This is a genomic window from Acidovorax sp., assembly GCF_046294525.1.
GTDB lineage: Bacteria > Pseudomonadota > Gammaproteobacteria > Burkholderiales > Burkholderiaceae_C > Acidovorax.
The window spans coordinates 136,013-153,172 of the sequence record NZ_JBKBKQ010000004.1; the positions used below are offsets into that span (position 1 = coordinate 136,013).

Sequence of the window (17,160 nt, forward strand, 5' to 3'; positions counted from 1 at the left end):
CGGCGACCCTGAGGCCCAAGGCATCGCCGCTAAGCCGACGGCAGCAAGCCTCCGTGCAGTTCCCAGTTGTATTCGAAGCGGTGCTCGTACTGGATCAGCCAGTCCACCACTTGCGAAGGCGCGTTCAGGTTCAGCAAGGGCAACTGGGTCGGCACAGGCAGCTGGGTGGGTGCATCGGTGGCCACGGCGGCCACAAAGTCGTCGTCGGGATAGCGCACGGGCTTGGCCACCTGGCCGGGCTCGGGCGCGCGCCACACTTCCACCTTGAGCAGGTCGCTGTCCTTGAAGCCCTCCACCAGCACCCAGTCCACGCCCTGGTACAGCTCAGCCAGCAGGTGGTGCACGCTGAGCGTGGCGGGCTGTTCGAACTCGCGCACCAGCATCAGGCGCTTGTCCGACGCAGCTACCACTTCAAACGCTCCGGCCTCGCGGTGCCGGTAGGTGTCCTTGCCCGGGTGGTCGATGTCAAAGCTGTGGTGGGCGTGCTTGACCACCGACACACGCAGGCCCCGCAGCCGCAGCTCGGGGATCAACTGCTCCACGAGCGTGGTCTTGCCACTGCCGGAGAAACCGGCAAAACCGACAACCTTCATCCGATGCTCCTTGTATAGCGATGCTATTTAATTTATAGCTGCCAGCGCTTACCAGAAAAGCGCTAAGGGCATTTTTTATTCAAAACTCTGCACCCGAAGGGCGGCACCAGCCTAGGCCGCAGGCCCGCAGTTGCGTTCGATATAGGCCTTCACCAGCACCACGTCGGCCGGCATCACCTGCACCCGCTTGGGCAGATCTTCGATGCCCGCAAACTTTTCGGGCCGGTCGGGCGCGTGGCCCAGCGCCTCCACGATGGTGGAAGCGAACTTGATGGGCAGCGCCGTCTCCAGCACGATCATGGGTACGTTCGCGTCGCCGCGGTGCTCCAGCGCCACCTTCACGCCGTCGGCCGTGTGGGTGTCAATGGTGACGCCGTGGCGCTGGTAGTTGTCCTTGATGGTGGCCAGGCGATCGGCGTGCGTACTCTTGCCGCTTTCAAAACCGTACTTGCCCGCTGCGTCGGCAAAACGCGGGTCGCCGCTCAGGTCGAACTGACCGTCCTTGGCCAGCGCATCGCCGAACAGCGCCTTCGTCTTGGCACTATCGCGGCCCAGCAGGTCGAACACAAAGCGCTCGAAGTTGCTGGCCTTGCTGATGTCCATAGAGGGGCTGGACGTCTCGTGCGTGTCCGCACTGCCGCGCACGCGGTACACGCCGGTGCGGAAGAACTCGTCGAGCACGTCGTTCTCGTTGGTGGCCACCACCAGCTTGTCAATCGGCAGGCCCATCATGCGGGCCACGTGGCCGGCACACACGTTGCCGAAGTTGCCGCTGGGAACTGTGAAGCTGACCTTCTGGTCGTTGGTCTCGGTGGCCTGGATGTAGCCTGCAAAGTAGTACACCACCTGCGCCAGCAGGCGCGCCCAGTTGATGGAGTTGACGGTGCCGATCTTGTACTTGCGCTTGAAGGCCAAGTCGTTGCTCACGGCCTTGACAATGTCCTGGCAGTCGTCGAACACCCCTTCAATGGCGATGTTGTGGATGTTCTCATCCTGCAGGCTGAACATCTGCGCCTGCTGAAAGGGGCTCATGCGGCCGTGCGGGCTGGTCATGAACACGCGGATGCCCTTCTTGCCGCGCATGGCGTATTCAGCCGCGCTGCCAGTGTCGCCGCTGGTGGCGCCCAGGATGTTCAACTCGGCGCCGCGGCGGCCCAGTTCGTATTCGAACAGGTTGCCCAGCAACTGCATGGCCATGTCCTTGAAGGCCAGCGTGGGGCCGTTGGACAGGGCTTCGAGCCACAAGCCGTCTTCAAGGTGGCGCAGGGGCACGATCTCGCCGGTGCCGAACACCTCGGCGGTGTACGTCTTGGCGCACAGGGCTTTCAGGTCGGCGGCCGGGATGTCGTCGATGTACAGCGACAGGATCTGGAACGCCAGTTCGGCGTAGCCCTGCTCGTGATAAGCCTTGCGCAGGCGCGTGAGCATGGCGGCATCCACCTGCGGGTAGTGCTCGGGCAGGTACAGGCCGCCATCGGGCGCCAGGCCTTCGAGCAGGATGTCGCAGAACTGTTTGCGGTCTGCGTGGCCGCGTGTGCTGAGGTATTTCATGAGGGGGTCCCGTCGGTGTCGCTCAAAGACTGATGCCGTACACACGGATATCAAGGTAAAAACGTGAGGCGATCAGCAGCAGAAAGCCGCCGATCAGGATCAGCCAGTACAGTGGCTTGTCCTCGTAATTGTCCGTGCGCTCCAGCAGCACGAAGTACAGCCAGCCTGCCAGAAAGCTGCCCACGCCGTTGAGGATGGCCTCCCCACGCGGCATGGACTGGAACAGCGCCAGCGTGATGAGCACGCCAAACCAGAAGGCCAGATGCCAGCGCGGCATATCCAGATGGGCCATCTTGAGCAGCGCCGCCAGCGTGAGCGCAGCGACCAGCGTAGGCATGGCGGTGGGGCTTGATCATCACGCGGCGGCGCCGGGCGTCGGCAGCTTCATCGTCATCATCGTCAGTTCAGCTCTTCCTTGCGGATGCGCGTGATAGGCGCCAGCACCGTGGGCAGGGCCTGCATCTGCGCGATGACGGCGTCCATGGTGCCTTCGCGCGTGTCGTGGGTCAGGATGATGAGGTCGGTTTGCGTGGAACCTTCACCCCCCACCTCGTCGGCCTCGCGCTGCAGCACCGCATCGATGCTCACCCCGGCCTCGGCCAGCAGGCCCGTGACCTTGGCCAGCACGCCAGCCTGATCAGCCACACGCAGGCGCAAGTAGTAGCTGGTCACGATTTCGCTCATGGGCAACACCGGCAGCGCGTCCATGGCGTCGCTGAGCGTATTCGGCTGGAAGGCCAGGTGCGGCACACGGTGCTCGGGGTCGGCCGTGTGCAGGCGGGCGATGTCCACCAGGTCGGCAATCACCGCGCTGGCCGTGGGCTCACTGCCCGCGCCCTTGCCATAGTAGAGCGTGGTGCCCACGGCATCGGCCTGCACCACGACGGCGTTCATGGCGCCTTCCACGTTGGCGATCAGGCGCTTGGCGGGCACGAGGCTGGGGTGCACGCGCAGCTCCACGCCCTTTTCAGCACGCTTGGTAATGCCCAACAGCTTGATGCGGTAGCCCAGTTGCTCGGCGTACTTGATGTCGGCGGCGGAGAGCTTGGTGATGCCTTCCACATAAGCCTTGTCGAACTGCACCGGGATGCCAAAGGCAATGGCGCTCATGATCGTGGCCTTGTGGGCGGCGTCCACGCCTTCGATGTCGAAGGTCGGGTCGGCCTCGGCGTAGCCCAGGCGTTGCGCTTCTTTGAGCACCACGTCAAAGTCCAGGCCCTTGCTGCGCATCTCGGACAGGATGAAGTTGGTGGTGCCGTTGATGATGCCGGCGATCCACTGGATACGGTTGGCGGTGAGGCCTTCGCGCAGCGCCTTGATGATGGGGATGCCGCCGGCCACGGCGGCCTCGAACGCCACCATCACGCCCTTGGCTGACGCGGCGGCAAAGATCTCGGTGCCATGCACGGCCAGCAGGGCCTTGTTGGCAGTGACCACGTGCTTGCCGGCGGCAATTGCCTCCAGCACCAGGCCCCGCGCAATGCCGTAGCCGCCAATGAGCTCGACCACGATGTCGATCTCGGGGTTGGCGATGATGGCGCGGGCGTCGTTGACCACCTGCACGCCGTCGCCCACCACGCTCCTGGCGCGCTCCACATCCAGGTCGGCCACCATGGCGATCTCAATGCCGCGGCCTGCGCGGCGTCGGATCTCTTCCTGGTTGCGACGCAGCACGTTGAACACGCCGCTGCCGACGGTGCCGATGCCCAGAAGGCCTACTTGGATGGGTTTCATAACAACAATCGAGAGAAAAAGTGAGAAATGGAGGAGATTGAAAATCGATCAGGGCGCAGCCGCCATCACCGTGTGACGTGGGAAGGCAATTGCCAAGCGCCGCCGGCAAAACCGCGGCACATGCTGTCGCCCGCCTCACGGGCCCGTACGAACACGTGCCCGTCAAACTGCCACTCGCGCGTCCACCAGCAGTCGCCAATGCCTCGCCCCTTCATCGCGGAATGCACTCTGCCGGTGGCGGAGTCGAACTCCCCGTCCACGTCGCGCAGCGGCTCGGGCTGGTACGGGGGCCGGTCGTTGGCGATCCACAGCAGGCTGCTGAAGTTGTAGGCCCCCATGCCACAGGGCACGGACAGAAGCACCTTGCGGTCGGTCAGTCGGTGGACCTGGACATTGGCCGGGTTGAAAGCGTCGTCGCCATTGCACTGCCCTTCGGCGCTGGCGCGGTCCAGTGCCGCCAGAAGAGGCTTGGCCAGCGCGGCATCGCCCTTGCGCGTGGGCACCGGCGCCACGGCCTTGACCGCTGGCGCCGGCAGAGGTGGCAGCACCGATGCTTCTGGCCGCGAACCCCGGCGCACCAGCGCACCAGGCGTGCCTACACGGCCCTGGGCCTCGTCCATCTTGAGCAGCACCGCATGGGCGCCCGCCAGCGACAGCGTCCACTGGTCCTTGCCGGCCGAGACAGTCGCCTCGTTGTTCTTGAGCAGTTCCTGCAGCAGCCGCGGCACCTGGCCCGGCGACACGCGCGGCGCATTGCCCTTCAGGCCACCCAATACAAAAGAGCCCACCTTGATCTGCAGGACCGCGGGACTGGCCTTTTCGGAATAGACCTGCAGTTCCACCTGGACCGGCGTGTCCGGGCCGGCATCGCGGGTCAGCAGCACGGACACGGGCTCGGAATCGCCGCCCTCGGCCTGGTAACCCACGGCGCGGCACGTGCGGGTGTTGTCACACTGCAGGGCCCAGTCCTTGTGCTGGAAGCTGAGGGAAGCCTTGTCCTGGTCCTTATGGTCGTCCGCCGCGTGCACCGGCACCAGGCCTGCGGCGACTGCCACCAGCGCACCCCACAGGCACGCCAGGCGTGCCCCTGAATGGTGGGTCACACGGTACATGCGCATGGGGCGGTCTCTTGCGGCAGCGACGGGCTCAGGCCGCGAGCGCAGCCGGCGCCGAGGCCTGCCGGCGCTTGCGGTACTGCTCCAGGAACTTCGCCACACGACCAATGGCGTCGCGCAGGTCGTCTTCGTGCGGCAGGAACACGATGCGGAAGTGGTCGGGTGCCGACCAGTTGAAGCCTGTGCCCTGCACCAGCATCACCTTAGTCTCCTGCAGCAGTTCCAGAAAGAACTGCTGGTCGTCTTCGATGGGGTACACGGCCGGGTCCAGGCGCGGGAACATGTACAGCGCCGCCTGCGGCTTCACACAGGTCACTCCAGGGATGGCGGTGATCAGCTCGTAGGCCAGGTCACGCTGCTTGCGCAACCGGCCGCCCTCACCCACCAGTTCGTTGATGCTCTGGTAGCCGCCCAGCGCCGTCTGCACAGCCCACTGGCCGGGCACGTTGGCGCACAGGCGCATGTTGGAGAGCATGTTCAGGCCCTCGATGTAGTCCTTGGCGGCCTTCTTGTCGCCCGACACCACCAGCCAGCCCGCACGGTAGCCGCAGGAGCGATAGCTCTTGGACAGCGAGTTGAAGGTGAGCGTGAGCACATCCTCGCTCAACGATGCGATGGCCGTGTGCTTGGCGCCGTCGTACAGAACCTTGTCATAGACCTCGTCGGCAAAGATCACGAGGCCGTGTTCGCGCGCGATGGCGATGATGCCCTTGAGCAGCTCATCCGAGTACAGCGCGCCCGTGGGATTGTTGGGGTTGATGACCACGATGCCCTTGGTGCGGGGCGATATCTTGGAGCGGATGTCGGCCAGGTCGGGCATCCAGCCATTGGCCTCATCGCACAGGTAGTGCACGGGCGTGCCGCCCGAGAGGCTGGCCGCCGCCGTCCACAGCGGGTAGTCGGGCGAAGGCAGCAGCAGCTCGTCGCCGTTGTCCAGCAGGGCGTTGGTGGCCATCACGATGAGTTCGCTGGCCCCGTTGCCCAAATAGATGTCGTCCAGCATCACGCCCTTGATCCCTTGCTTCTGCGTCTCGTGCATCACGGCCTTGCGCGCGGCGAAGATGCCCTTGCTGTCGGAGTAACCCGCCGAGTTGGGCAGGTTGCGGATCATGTCCAGCTGGATCTCTTCCGGCGCGTCGAAACCGAACACCGCCAAGTTGCCGATGTTGAGCTTGATGATCTTGTGCCCGTCTTCCTCCATCTTCTTGGCCGCGTCCATGATGGGCCCCCGGATGTCGTAGCAGACGTTGGCGAGCTTGGCTGATTTCTGGACGGTTTTCATGCGCTGACGGGTGTGCAGTGGGGTCAGGGGGCGGCCCCGCAAGGGATGCTGGGGCGAAACCTATAATTTGACCACAGTTCACCCGCGCCCTTTGGCCCCTCACCGGGCTTGCAGGCCAAGAACCAATGCCTTCGGCAGAGCCCACAACCACCCCGCCGCCATGAAATTCCAACCCGACCGATCCAGCGCACAGACCATCAGCGGCTACGGCCCCGGATGGATCGGTGTAGACGCGGACCGGATCACCCACAGCGTCATCATCGGCTCGGCCGGCCTGCGGCAAGCCTGGGCGCCCGCGCGGTTTGAGGACTTGGGGCCAGAGCACTTTGCTGAACTGGCCACGCTGGAGGCCGAACTGGTGATCTTCGGCAGCGGCAGCCGCAACCGGTTTCCGCCGCCGGCCTGGCTCGCCCCTCTGATGGCGCGGCGGATGGGCCTGGAAGCCATGGACACGGCCGCAGCCTGCCGCACCTACAACATCCTGGCCAGCGAGGGCCGCAATGTGGTGGCGGCGCTGATTCTGGAGCGTTAACACGCCCCCAGTTCCCGCCGTCGTAAAACGATTGCGCACGGGCACCCGATCCCTCGGCCAGAGGGCTAGACACACTGTCTTACATTTGGCCGAGGAACGATTTCGGGGTAAAATCTCCGGTTGCGGTCGGGGGCACTTCCAAGAGCAATAACACACCCGCTCCCCCGGCTTACCAACGACTACATCCTGAGAGATTGAAGTGTTATGGCGATCGTTGTCAACAAACCCCTCCCCGAATTTGAAGCCAACGCGACCGGCGGCCTGAAGGTCTCCAACACCTCGCACCTTGGCCAGGTTCTGGTTCTGTACTTCTATCCCAAGGACAACACGCCCGGCTGCACCACGGAGGCCATGCAGTTCCGCGACAAGTACAAGGATTTCGTGAAAGCTGGCGCCGCAGTGTTCGGCGTCTCGCGCGACAACATGAAGTCGCACGACGACTTCAAGGAAAAGTTGGAACTGCCCTTTGAGTTGATTGCCGACACCGAAGAAAAGATGTGCCACATGTTTGGCGTGGTCAAGAACAAGATCATGTACGGCAAGAAGGTAAAGGGTATCGAGCGCAGCACTTTCCTTATCGGCCCTGATGGTGTGCTGCTGCAAGAGTGGCGTGGCCTCAAGGTGCCCGGCCACGTGGACGACGTGCTCAAGGCCGTCAAGTCCATTAAGGCCTTGAAGAAGGCTGCCTGAGCCGGCTTGGGCCCTCCACTCCTTTTGGCCGGACGGTCATCTGGAGTAGGCATAATGGGCCGATGTCCCAGGTTTGCGCAACGCTTGCTTCCCCCGAAAAAGCCGCCTTGGCCTCCAGGCGGCTTTTTGCTTTCTGAACATCCTTGACCGAGGCCCTGCCACCATGCCCCTGCCCCCCGCCCCCAGCCGGCGCGCCGCGCTCCTCGCCCCAGAAGCCTTTGAGATCACCGCGCCACCCCGCGCCACATCGCTGTCCGCCGGCGATGCAGATGATTCGGTGATTCCACTGAATGCACCCGCTGCCAACCGCAGCAGCCGCAGAACAACGTCCAGCGCATTGACGCAGGCCCCTACCGCCGTTGCGGCCCCGCTGGTGCAGGTCGAAACCCGCGCCCGTGCCGCCGAGCCGACCCCGGTAGCACGCGGCCGTGCAGTTGCCACCGCCGACGCGCTCACGGCCCGCGGCACCACCAGCCGCCGCAGCACGACTGCCAAACCCACCGCTGTGGCCGCTGCACCTGCAACAGCAGCTGCCCCAGCACCCAGCCGCGCCAGCGGTAGCAGCAACAGCAAACGCACGCGCCCCCAGGGCCCCCCCACCAAGCTGTTTGTGCTGGACACCAACGTGCTGCTGCACGACCCCTCCAGCCTGTTCCGCTTTGAGGAACACGACATCTTCCTGCCCATGATCGTGCTGGAAGAGCTGGACGGCCACAAGAAGGGCATGACCGAAGTGGCGCGCAATGGCCGCCAGGCCAGCCGCACGCTGGACGCGCTCGTGGCTACACAGGGCGCTGACATGGCACGCGGTCTGCGGCTGGATGCCACGGGCCAGAAGGCGGCAGCCGGCTGCCTGTACTTCCAGACCGCGCCGCTGAACTACAGCCTGCCCACCAGTCTGCCGCCCGGAAAGGCCGACAACCAGATCCTGGGGGTGCTGGAGGCCCTGTCCAAGCTGCACGCGCCTCGCGAGGTGGTGCTGGTGTCGAAGGACATCAACATGCGCGTGAAGGCGCGGGCCCTGGGCCTCTCGGCCGAGGACTACCAGAACGACAAGACCCTGGAAGACGGTGACCTGCTCTACGCCGGCGTGATGGCCCTGCCGCCCGACTTCTGGGCGAAGACCGGCAAGAACGTGGAAAGCTGGCAAAGCGGCGCGCACACGTACTACCGCATCGGCGGCCCCATCGTGCCGCAGTTGATGATCAACCAGTTCGTCTATTTCGAGGCCCCTGGCGAGCCCAGCCTGTTTGCGCGCGTGAGCGAGATCCGCGAAAAGACGGCCGTGCTGCAGACCCTCAAGGACTACGGCTCCACCAAGAACGCCGTATGGGGCGTGACCACGCGCAACCGCGAGCAGAACTACGCCATGAACCTGCTCATGGACCCGGAGATCGACTTCGTCACGCTGACCGGCACGGCCGGCACCGGCAAAACCCTGTTGGCCCTGGCCGCCGGCCTGACGCAGGTGCTGGACGAGCGGCGCTACACCGAAATCATCATGACGCGCGCCACCGTGAGCGTGGGCGAAGACATCGGCTTTTTACCCGGCACTGAAGAAGAAAAGATGGGCCCATGGATGGGCGCGCTGGACGACAACCTGGAGTTTTTAGCCAAGGGCGATGGTGGCAATGCCGGCGAGTGGGGCCGTGCGGCCACCAACGAGCTGATCCGCAGCCGCATCAAGATCAAGAGCATGAACTTCATGCGTGGGCGCACCTTCCTGAACAAATACGTGATCATCGACGAAGCGCAGAATCTGACGCCCAAGCAGATGAAGACGTTGATCACACGCGCAGGCCCGGGCACCAAGATCATCTGCATGGGCAACCTGGCGCAGATCGATACGCCGTACCTGACCGAGGGCTCTTCCGGCTTGACGTATGCCGTGGACCGCTTCAAGGGATGGCCGCACAGCGGCCACATCACCCTGGCACGCGGCGAGCGTTCGCGCCTGGCGGACTTCGCCAGCGAAGTGCTCTGACCCGGGAGGCACCTAACCATGGCCGTGTGGCTCACCGCGCTGAAACTGGTGCCCTGGGGCGATGTCATCGAGGCTACGCCCCAGATCCTGAATGCCGCCAAGAAGCTGATGGGCAAGACTCGCGCCGGTGGCGCCGACCCAGCTGCAGGCGCACTGGCAAACGCTGGTGATGCGGCCGCCACGCCGGTGGAGGCGCAGATCCAAGCGCTGACACAGCGGGTGGCGCAGTTGGAGCAGGAGCAGCGCGATTCTGCGGCGCTCATCGAGTCGTTGGCCGAGCAGAACGCGGTGGTAGTGCGCGCGGTGGAAGCCCTTCGAAAGCGCTCCCAGCGCCTGTCGGTGGCCATGTGGGTGCTGGGCATGGCCTGCGCAGCTCTGGGGGTGTGGGTGCTGCGCCAAGCCTGATCGTCACAACGCCGCCCGCTACTGTATTGATAGCTGCTAGCGCTTATTCAGTAAACGCTAGCAGCTATTTTTATGCTTAAAAGTCGTCGCCAGACCCCATCGCCAGGTTCTCAAAGCGCGTCTGGTTCTTCTGGAAGAACAGCTTGACCGTGCCCGTGGGGCCGTTCCGCTGCTTGCCGATGATGACCTCTGCCACGTTGGGCTCCTTGGAGTCTTTGTTGTAGTAGTCATCACGATAGATGAACATGATGATGTCCGCGTCCTGCTCGATGGCGCCGGACTCGCGGAGGTCGGACATCATGGGGCGCTTGTCGGTGCGCTGCTCCACCGAGCGGTTGAGCTGCGACAGCGCGATCACTGGGCACTGCAGCTCCTTGGCCAGCATCTTGAGGCCCCGGGAGATTTCGCCCAGCTCGGTGGCACGGTTGTCGCTGCCACTGCTGCCCGAGCCGCTCATGAGCTGCAGGTAGTCCACCACGATCAGGCCCAGCTTGCCGCACTGGCGCGCCAGGCGGCGCGCGTTGGCGCGTAGCTCGCTGGGAGTGAGGCCCGGCGTCTCGTCGATGTGCAGCGACACCGTGCGCAGCTTTTCGATGGCTTCAGTCAGGCGCGGCCATTCATCGTCGGTGAGCTGACCGGTACGCAAATGCCCTTGGTTCACGCGGCCGATGGAGCCCACGATACGCACCGCGAGCTGGGCGGCCCCCATTTCCATCGAGAAGATGGCAACCGGCAGCCCTTCGTTGAGCGCCACATGCTCGGCGATGTTCACGGCGAACGAGGTCTTGCCCATGGAGGGGCGCGCGGCCAGCACGATCATGTCGCCGGCCTGCAGGCCCGAGGTCATGCGGTCCAAGTCGGCAAAGCCGGTGGGAATGCCGGTCACATCCACCGGGTTGTCCGCCATTTCCTGCACTTTGTCGAGCAGGTCGATGACCAGCGTGTCGAGCGACTGGAAACCCTGCTTGGTGCGCGATCCTTCCTCGCCAATGGCAAAGATCTTGGCCTCGGCCTCGTCCAGTATCCGCTCCACCGTCTTGCCCTGCGGATTGAAGGCGTTGGTGGAAATATCGTCGCTGGCGGTGACGAGTTTGCGCAAGATAGCCCGCTCGCGCACGATCTCGGCGTACCGGCGGATGTTGCTGGCGCTCGGCACATACTGCGCGAGATTGTTCAGGTAAGTCAGCCCGCCCGTTTCCTGCGCCTTCCCCAGGTTGGTGAGGTGCTCGAACACTGTGATCACGTCCGCAGGCTTGCTGGCATTGATCAGTGCTCCGATGGCCGTGAAGATCATCTGGTGCTCGTGCCGGTAGAAGTGGCTTTCCACCAGCAGGTCCCCCACGCGGTCCCAGGCGTTGTTGTCCAGCAGCAGCCCGCCCAACACGCTGGATTCGGCCTCGATGGAATGCGGGGGCACACGCAACTGCGCCACATCACGGTCCGGCACTGGCGTGAAGCCATCGTCAAGAGGGGGAAAAACGGCAGACATGGAATCCTCGGAGCTAACCCGGCATGCTAGCGCCCGTGCGGCGCGCCGTCATGGCACAAGTCTGTGGATAAGGCGGGAGTAACCCGTGGGCAACCTTGTACAAAACCACGGTCACATAAAACAAAAAGCCGCCCGAAGGCGGCTTTATCGTCAGTCTTGAATGAAGGACGATCAGGCAGTTTCGCCGTAGACCGAAACGGTCACTTCGACCACCACGTCAGTGTGCAGAGCCACGCTCACGGTGCTTTCGCTCACGACCTTGATGGGGCCGTTGGGCATGCGCACTTGGGACTTCACCACCTTGTAACCTTGTTTGTTCAGCTCTTCGGCGATGTCATGGTTGGTCACCGAGCCGAACAAACGGCCGTCCACGCCAGCCTTTTGCGTCAGCTTGACGGTGGTGCCGGCCAATTTCTCGCCTTGGGCCTGGGCTTCTGCCAACTTGGCGGCAGCCGCCTTTTCAAGTTCAGCGCGCTTGGCTTCGAACTCGGCCTTGTTGGCTTCGGTGGCGCGGCGTGCGCGGCCCGAGGGAATCAGGAAGTTGCGTGCGTAACCGTCTTTGACCTTGACGATTTCGCCGAGGTTGCCGAGGTTCACAACCTTGTCGAGCAGGATGATTTGCATGGGTTGTGCTCCTTAGATCTTGTGCTGGTCGCTGTAAGGCACCAGGGCCAGGAAGCGGGCGCGCTTGATGGCGGTGTTCAGCTGACGCTGGAAAATGGCGCGCGTGCCGGTCAGGCGTGCGGGGATGATCTTGCCGTTTTCGGCGATGAAATCGCGCAGCGTATCGACATCCTTGTAGTCGATTTCTTCAACACCGGTCACCGTGAAGCGGCAGAAGCGCTTGCGCTTGAACAGCAGGGACTGGGTGTTGCGCTTTGGGCGCTTGTCTTTGTTGAACTTCTTGAACGTGGCCATTGCGGACCCCTTGAAAATTAATTTTGTTGAATATCCTGGATGTGCAGCACTGCCGTCTTGCCATTGCGCGGGGTGGCCAGAAATCCTTCAAAAGTCCAGCGACTTCCGATGTTCTGCCTTGCCAGACGCTCTGCCATCGCCCCGAAGGCCATGGCTTTGATGGCGGCCTTGACGTCGCGCGGGTGGCCTGCTTCAGTCTGCTGGGACTCGTGTTCGAGGCGCAGCGTGAGGGCAGGCAGTCCGGCGGGCGTGTAGCGCAGGGGCTCGGCCTCTGCAATACAGGCGGTCAAGACGACGCGGTTCTCCACTCCAAAGAGGAAGGATCAGCGCTCGCCGCGCTCGCCAGCAGCTGCGTATTCAGCTTGGCTGGCCTTACGGGCTTCTTCACGCTCCACGGTCTTCATCATGGAGGAAGGACCAGTTTCGGCCTTCTTCTTTTGCACGGTCAGGTGGCGCAGCACGGCGTCGTTGAACTTGAAGGCGTGCTCCAATTCAGCCATCACAGCCTGGTCGGCTTCGATGTTCACGCACAGGTAGTGGGCCTTGGCCAGCTTGTTGATCAGGTACGCCAGTTGACGACGGCCCCAGTCTTCCACGCGGTGCACCTTGCCACCGCCAGCGGTGATCATGCCCTTGTAACGCTCCAGCATGGCTGGAACTTGTTCGCTTTGATCCGGATGGATCAACAAAATGATTTCGTAATGACGCATGCAGACTCCTTTTGGATGAAGCCACCCACCGCGTCCAGAAGTGGTGTGGCAAGGGAAAGCCTGCGATTATAACCCGCCCCGCACGGCTTGTACACTCTGGCACCTTGCGCTGCCGAATGTGCGCCGCCAGCGCAGCCCTGCCCTTGCAAAACGCGGGACCGGGCCGACATGCCAAGCAACAATGTTCTCTGCCCGCATGCCTTAAATGGCATATCCCTTGCGCAGACCTTGATTTGCGGCAGCCTGCCCTCAACTCCCGCGCGTGTCCGCAGCTTCATTCGGTTTTCTGCTGCAGCTGTCCACCTTTACCTTCAGACCACAACATGTCCGATACCAGCCCTACCAATCCACCCCAAAGCGCTCCCGCCCCCGAAGAAGTTGAAGCCGCCATGGCTGCACACGCCTCTGACGAGATGGCCCGCCTGCAGGGCGAGCTGGCCGAGCTGAAGGCCAAAAGCGCCGATCTGGCCGACCAGTTCCTGCGCGCGAAGGCCGAGGCGGAAAACGCCCGCCGCCGCGCCGAGGATGAAGTAGCCAAGGCCCGCAAGTTCGGCATCGAGAGCTTTGCCGAAAGCCTGCTGCCCGTGTGTGACAGCCTGGATGCAGCCTTGGCCATCAAGGAGGCCACCCCCGAGCAGCTGCGCGAAGGCGCGGACGCCACTCTGCGCCAGTTGACCACCGCCCTGGAGCGCAACAAGGTGCTGGCCATCAACCCCGCCGCAGGCGCCAAGTTCGACCCGCACCAGCACCAGGCCATCAGCGTGGTGCCCGCCGAGCAGGAGGCCAATACCGTCGTGGCCGTGCTGCAAAAGGGCTATGTGATTGCCGAGCGCGTGCTGCGCCCCGCGCTGGTCACCGTCGCAGCGCCGAAGTAAGCCCCATCCTTTCAAAAAAATCAGCGCGGACGACTTGAACCCCCACGAGTTATCCACAAGTTACTAGCCATCCAAACCATTCCAGCATTCGGAGAAAAATCATGGGAAGAATCATCGGCATTGACCTGGGCACCACTAACAGCTGCGTGTCCATCATGGAAGGCAACACCACGCGTGTGATCGAGAATAGCGAAGGTGCACGCACCACGCCCTCCATCGTGGCTTACCAGGAAGACGGCGAAATTCTGGTCGGCGCATCGGCCAAGCGCCAGGCCGTGACCAACCCCAAGAACACGCTGTTCGCCATCAAGCGCCTGATCGGCCGCAAGTTCACCGAAAAAGAAGTGCAAAAGGACATCGACCTGATGCCCTACTCCATCGTGGCCGCCGACAACGGTGACGCCTGGGTGGAAGTGCGCGGCAAGAAGCTGTCGGCACAGCAGGTGTCGGCCGACATCCTGCGCAAGATGAAGAAGACGGCCGAGGACTACTTGGGCGAGCCGGTCACGGAAGCCGTGATCACGGTGCCCGCGTACTTCAACGACGCCCAGCGCCAGGCCACCAAGGACGCCGGCCGCATTGCAGGCCTGGACGTCAAGCGCATCATCAACGAACCCACGGCTGCAGCCCTCGCCTTCGGCCTGGACAAGCAGGAAAAGGGCGACCGCAAGATCGCCGTGTATGACCTGGGGGGCGGCACTTTCGACGTGTCCATCATCGAAATCGCCGACGTGGACGGCGAAAAGCAGTTCGAAGTGCTGTCGACCAACGGCGACACCTTCCTGGGCGGCGAAGACTTCGACCAGCGCATCATCGACTACATCATCAGCGAGTTCAAGAAAGAGCAAGGCGTGGACCTGTCCAAGGACGTCCTGGCCCTGCAACGCCTGAAGGAAGCCGCTGAAAAGGCCAAGATCGAGCTGTCCAACTCGGCCTCCACCGATATCAACCTGCCCTACATCACGGCAGATGCCTCGGGTCCCAAGCACCTGAACATCAAGCTGACCCGCGCCAAGCTGGAAGCCCTGGTGGAAGAGCTGATCGAGCGCACCATCGCCCCTTGCCGCATGGCCATCAAGGACGCTGGCGTGTCCGTGTCTGACATCCATGACGTGATCCTGGTGGGCGGCATGACCCGCATGCCCAAGGTGCAAGAGAAGGTCAAGGAATTCTTCGGCAAGGAACCCCGCAAGGACGTGAACCCCGACGAAGCCGTGGCCGTGGGCGCTGCCATCCAGGGCCAGGTGCTGTCGGGCGACCGCAAGGACGTGCTGCTGCTGGACGTGACACCGCTGTCGCTGGGCATCGAAACCCTGGGCGGCGTGATGACGAAGATGATCACCAAGAACACGACCATCCCGACGAAGTTCGCGCAGACCTTCTCGACGGCCGACGACAACCAGCCAGCCGTGACCATCAAGGTCTACCAGGGCGAGCGTGAAATGGCCTCGGGCAACAAACTGCTGGGCGAGTTCAACCTGGAAGGTATTCCGCCTGCAGCACGCGGCGTGCCACAGATCGAAGTGTCGTTTGACATCGACGCCAACGGCATCTTGCACGTGGGCGCCAAGGACAAGGGCACGGGCAAGGAAAACAAGATCACCATCAAGGCGAACTCGGGTCTGTCGGAAGAAGAGATCCAGCAGATGGTGAAGGACGCCGAGCTGAACGCCGCCGACGACAAGAAGAAGCTGGAACTGGTGCAGGCCAAGAACCAGGGCGAAGCCGCCGTGCACAGCGTGAACAAGAGCCTGGCCGAGCATGGCGACAAGCTGGACGCTGGTGAAAAGGACGCGATCACCGCCGCTGTAAAGGCCCTGGAAGATGCCCTGAAGGGCGAGGACAAGGCCGCCATCGACGAGAAGACGACCGCGCTGATGGCCGCGAGCCAGAAGCTGGGCGAGAAGATGTACGCCGAGTCCCAGGCTGCGCAAGCGGCCCAGGCCGCAGGCGGTGCAGAAGCCGCAGGTGGCGCCTCGGCCGGCGCGTCCAGCAAGCCAGCGGACGACGACAACGTGGTGGACGCTGAAGTCAAGGAAGTCAAGAAGGGCTGATCAGCCTGCTGTTGACCCGAGCCGCCGCGCGGTGCCGTTGAAGGTGCTTGCGCGGCGTTCCTGTTCCAACCGGGCTTAGAAGACCATGTCCAAAAGAGACTTTTACGAAGTGCTGGGCGTTCCCAAGAACGCATCGGACGAAGAAATCAAGAAGGCCTATCGCAAGCTGGCGATGAAGTACCACCCTGACCGCAATCAGGGTGATGCGGCCAAGCCTGCGGAAGAGAAATTCAAGGAGGCCAAGGAGGCCTACGAGATGCTCTCGGACCCCCAGAAGAAGGCGGCCTACGACCAGTACGGCCACGCCGGCGTGGACCCGAACATGCGCGGCCCGGGCGCGGGTGCGGAAGGTTTTGGCGGCTTTGCCGAAGCCTTTGGCGACATCTTCGGCGACATGTTTGGCCAGCAGGGCGGGCGTGGGCGCGGTGCCGGCGGCCGACAGGTGTACCGGGGCAGCGACCTCAGCTACGCCATGGAGATCACGCTGGAAGAAGCCGCACGCGGCAAGGATGCGCAGATCCGGATCCCCTCGTGGGAGAGCTGCGACACCTGCCACGGCAGCGGCGCCAAGCCCGGTACCAGCGCCAAGACCTGCGGCACCTGCCAGGGCGCAGGCACGGTGCAGATGCGCCAGGGCTTTTTCAGCGTGCAGCAGACCTGCCCGCACTGCCGTGGCACTGGCAAGATCATTCCCGAGCCCTGCACAACCTGCCATGGCCAGGGCAAGCTCAAGAAGCAAAAGACGCTGGAAGTGAAGATCCCTGCGGGCATCGACGACGGCATGCGCATCCGCAGCACCGGCAACGGCGAGCCTGGCACGAATGGCGGCCCACCGGGTGACCTGTACATCGAAATCCGCCTGAAGAAACACGACATCTTCGAGCGCGATGGCGACGACCTGCACTGCCAGGTGCCCGTGAGCTTCATCACGGCAGCACTCGGCGGCGAGATCGAAGTGCCCACGCTGGCTGGCAAGGCAGCGATCGACATTCCTGAAGGCACCCAGGCCGGCAAGCAGTTCCGCCTGCGCGGCAAGGGCATCAAGGGCGTGCGCGCCAGCTACCCGGGAGACCTGTACTGCCACATCGCGGTCGAGACGCCCGTCAAGCTGACCGAGCACCAGCGCAAGCTGCTGCGCGAACTGGAAGAGTCGCTCAAGAAGGGCGGCGCACGCCATTCGCCCAGCGGCGAGAGCTGGACGGACCGGCTGAAGAACTTCTTCAGCTGA

Annotated in this window: 18 protein-coding genes; 7 read left to right on the forward strand and 11 right to left on the reverse strand. The window is 63.4% G+C overall.

The window, feature by feature from the left end; all coding sequences use genetic code 11:
• Window positions 1–29 precede the first annotated feature (29 nt).
• From mobB to ACK4HJ_RS06630, 6 genes are all read right to left on the reverse strand, one after another.
• The gene (mobB, locus tag ACK4HJ_RS06605) at window positions 30–593 is read right to left on the reverse strand and encodes a molybdopterin-guanine dinucleotide biosynthesis protein B (RefSeq protein ID WP_409828990.1); all 564 of its coding nucleotides are present in this window, start codon (window positions 591–593) and stop codon (window positions 30–32) included.
• A gap of 111 nt (window positions 594–704) precedes the next feature.
• The gene (gene thrC / locus ACK4HJ_RS06610; RefSeq protein WP_409828993.1) at window positions 705–2,144 is read right to left on the reverse strand and encodes a threonine synthase; all 1,440 of its coding nucleotides are present in this window, start codon (window positions 2,142–2,144) and stop codon (window positions 705–707) included.
• A 22-nt stretch (window positions 2,145–2,166) separates the two neighbouring features.
• Complete coding sequence (locus ACK4HJ_RS06615; protein ID WP_409828995.1) at window positions 2,167–2,481, reverse strand: response regulator; 315 nt, start codon at window positions 2,479–2,481, stop codon at window positions 2,167–2,169.
• Between the two features lie 62 nt (window positions 2,482–2,543).
• Window positions 2,544–3,878 carry a homoserine dehydrogenase gene (locus ACK4HJ_RS06620; RefSeq protein WP_409828998.1) on the reverse strand — a complete coding sequence of 445 codons (1,335 nt, stop codon included), beginning with the start codon at window positions 3,876–3,878 and terminating at the stop codon, window positions 2,544–2,546.
• Between the two features lie 65 nt (window positions 3,879–3,943).
• Window positions 3,944–4,996, reverse strand: coding sequence for a DUF1176 domain-containing protein (locus ACK4HJ_RS06625; protein WP_409829000.1), 1,053 nt, complete (start codon window positions 4,994–4,996; stop codon window positions 3,944–3,946).
• Window positions 4,997–5,024: 28 nt separating this feature from the next.
• Window positions 5,025–6,275 (reverse strand): pyridoxal phosphate-dependent aminotransferase, encoded by a 1,251-nt coding sequence (locus ACK4HJ_RS06630; protein WP_409829002.1) that lies wholly within the window; start codon window positions 6,273–6,275, stop codon window positions 5,025–5,027.
• A gap of 160 nt (window positions 6,276–6,435) precedes the next feature.
• On the opposite strand from ACK4HJ_RS06630, the gene ACK4HJ_RS06635 reads away from it, so the two are divergent.
• The 4 genes from ACK4HJ_RS06635 to ACK4HJ_RS06650 all read left to right on the forward strand — a co-directional run bounded on the left by ACK4HJ_RS06635 (window position 6,436) and on the right by ACK4HJ_RS06650 (window position 9,886).
• Complete coding sequence (locus ACK4HJ_RS06635) at window positions 6,436–6,807, forward strand: Mth938-like domain-containing protein (protein ID WP_409829004.1); 372 nt, start codon at window positions 6,436–6,438, stop codon at window positions 6,805–6,807.
• Window positions 6,808–7,011: 204 nt separating this feature from the next.
• Window positions 7,012–7,497: a peroxiredoxin gene (locus ACK4HJ_RS06640; RefSeq protein ID WP_409829007.1), complete on the forward strand. Its 486-nt coding sequence runs from the start codon at window positions 7,012–7,014 to the stop codon at window positions 7,495–7,497.
• Window positions 7,498–7,660: 163 nt separating this feature from the next.
• On the forward strand, window positions 7,661–9,481 hold the full coding sequence (locus ACK4HJ_RS06645; RefSeq protein ID WP_409829009.1) for a PhoH family protein: 1,821 nt from the start codon (window positions 7,661–7,663) through the stop codon (window positions 9,479–9,481).
• A gap of 18 nt (window positions 9,482–9,499) precedes the next feature.
• Window positions 9,500–9,886, forward strand: a complete 387-nt coding sequence (locus tag ACK4HJ_RS06650; RefSeq protein WP_409829012.1) for a hypothetical protein — start codon at window positions 9,500–9,502, stop codon at window positions 9,884–9,886.
• A gap of 76 nt (window positions 9,887–9,962) precedes the next feature.
• On the opposite strand, the gene dnaB is transcribed toward ACK4HJ_RS06650, so the two are convergent.
• The 5 genes from dnaB to rpsF form a co-directional block, all read right to left on the reverse strand.
• Window positions 9,963–11,375 carry a replicative DNA helicase gene (gene dnaB, locus ACK4HJ_RS06655; protein ID WP_409829014.1) on the reverse strand — a complete coding sequence of 471 codons (1,413 nt, stop codon included), beginning with the start codon at window positions 11,373–11,375 and terminating at the stop codon, window positions 9,963–9,965.
• A 171-nt stretch (window positions 11,376–11,546) separates the two neighbouring features.
• Window positions 11,547–11,999, reverse strand: a complete 453-nt coding sequence (rplI, locus tag ACK4HJ_RS06660; protein WP_409829016.1) for a 50S ribosomal protein L9 — start codon at window positions 11,997–11,999, stop codon at window positions 11,547–11,549.
• Between the two features lie 12 nt (window positions 12,000–12,011).
• The gene (rpsR, locus tag ACK4HJ_RS06665) at window positions 12,012–12,293 is read right to left on the reverse strand and encodes a 30S ribosomal protein S18 (RefSeq protein ID WP_005795932.1); all 282 of its coding nucleotides are present in this window, start codon (window positions 12,291–12,293) and stop codon (window positions 12,012–12,014) included.
• 17 nt (window positions 12,294–12,310) lie between these two features.
• A complete protein-coding gene (priB, locus tag ACK4HJ_RS06670; RefSeq protein ID WP_409829019.1) occupies window positions 12,311–12,601 on the reverse strand; it encodes a primosomal replication protein N in 291 nt (96 codons plus the stop codon).
• Between the two features lie 15 nt (window positions 12,602–12,616).
• Window positions 12,617–13,003 carry a 30S ribosomal protein S6 gene (gene rpsF, locus ACK4HJ_RS06675; RefSeq protein ID WP_409829021.1) on the reverse strand — a complete coding sequence of 129 codons (387 nt, stop codon included), beginning with the start codon at window positions 13,001–13,003 and terminating at the stop codon, window positions 12,617–12,619.
• 323 nt (window positions 13,004–13,326) lie between these two features.
• On the opposite strand from rpsF, the gene grpE reads away from it, so the two are divergent.
• The 3 genes from grpE to dnaJ all read left to right on the forward strand — a co-directional run bounded on the left by grpE (window position 13,327) and on the right by dnaJ (window position 17,160).
• Window positions 13,327–13,878 (forward strand): nucleotide exchange factor GrpE, encoded by a 552-nt coding sequence (gene grpE / locus ACK4HJ_RS06680; RefSeq protein WP_409829023.1) that lies wholly within the window; start codon window positions 13,327–13,329, stop codon window positions 13,876–13,878.
• Window positions 13,879–13,979: 101 nt separating this feature from the next.
• Entirely contained in the window at window positions 13,980–15,932 is a 1,953-nt protein-coding gene (gene dnaK, locus ACK4HJ_RS06685) for a molecular chaperone DnaK (RefSeq protein WP_409829026.1), read from the forward strand.
• Between the two features lie 85 nt (window positions 15,933–16,017).
• Window positions 16,018–17,160 (forward strand): molecular chaperone DnaJ, encoded by a 1,143-nt coding sequence (gene dnaJ / locus ACK4HJ_RS06690; protein ID WP_409829029.1) that lies wholly within the window; start codon window positions 16,018–16,020, stop codon window positions 17,158–17,160.

Bases quoted from the DNA above. Each gene is read 5' to 3' on its own strand.
- ACK4HJ_RS06645 (WP_409829009.1), top strand. From the start codon at position 7,661: ATGCCCCTGCCCCCCGCCCCCAGCCGGCGCGCCGCGCTCCTCGCCCCA.
- ACK4HJ_RS06615 (WP_409828995.1), bottom strand. From the start codon at position 2,481: ATGCCTACGCTGGTCGCTGCGCTCACGCTGGCGGCGCTGCTCAAGATG.
- rpsF (WP_409829021.1), bottom strand. From the start codon at position 13,003: ATGCGTCATTACGAAATCATTTTGTTGATCCATCCGGATCAAAGCGAA.
- ACK4HJ_RS06635 (WP_409829004.1), top strand. From the start codon at position 6,436: ATGAAATTCCAACCCGACCGATCCAGCGCACAGACCATCAGCGGCTAC.
- mobB (WP_409828990.1), bottom strand. From the start codon at position 593: ATGAAGGTTGTCGGTTTTGCCGGTTTCTCCGGCAGTGGCAAGACCACG.
- rpsR (WP_005795932.1), bottom strand. From the start codon at position 12,293: ATGGCCACGTTCAAGAAGTTCAACAAAGACAAGCGCCCAAAGCGCAAC.
- ACK4HJ_RS06625 (WP_409829000.1), bottom strand. From the start codon at position 4,996: ATGCGCATGTACCGTGTGACCCACCATTCAGGGGCACGCCTGGCGTGC.
- dnaJ (WP_409829029.1), top strand. From the start codon at position 16,018: ATGTCCAAAAGAGACTTTTACGAAGTGCTGGGCGTTCCCAAGAACGCA.
- rplI (WP_409829016.1), bottom strand. From the start codon at position 11,999: ATGCAAATCATCCTGCTCGACAAGGTTGTGAACCTCGGCAACCTCGGC.
- dnaK (WP_409829026.1), top strand. From the start codon at position 13,980: ATGGGAAGAATCATCGGCATTGACCTGGGCACCACTAACAGCTGCGTG.
- thrC (WP_409828993.1), bottom strand. From the start codon at position 2,144: ATGAAATACCTCAGCACACGCGGCCACGCAGACCGCAAACAGTTCTGC.
- ACK4HJ_RS06630 (WP_409829002.1), bottom strand. From the start codon at position 6,275: ATGAAAACCGTCCAGAAATCAGCCAAGCTCGCCAACGTCTGCTACGAC.
- ACK4HJ_RS06640 (WP_409829007.1), top strand. From the start codon at position 7,012: ATGGCGATCGTTGTCAACAAACCCCTCCCCGAATTTGAAGCCAACGCG.
- ACK4HJ_RS06650 (WP_409829012.1), top strand. From the start codon at position 9,500: ATGGCCGTGTGGCTCACCGCGCTGAAACTGGTGCCCTGGGGCGATGTC.
- dnaB (WP_409829014.1), bottom strand. From the start codon at position 11,375: ATGTCTGCCGTTTTTCCCCCTCTTGACGATGGCTTCACGCCAGTGCCG.
- grpE (WP_409829023.1), top strand. From the start codon at position 13,327: ATGTCCGATACCAGCCCTACCAATCCACCCCAAAGCGCTCCCGCCCCC.
- ACK4HJ_RS06620 (WP_409828998.1), bottom strand. From the start codon at position 3,878: ATGAAACCCATCCAAGTAGGCCTTCTGGGCATCGGCACCGTCGGCAGC.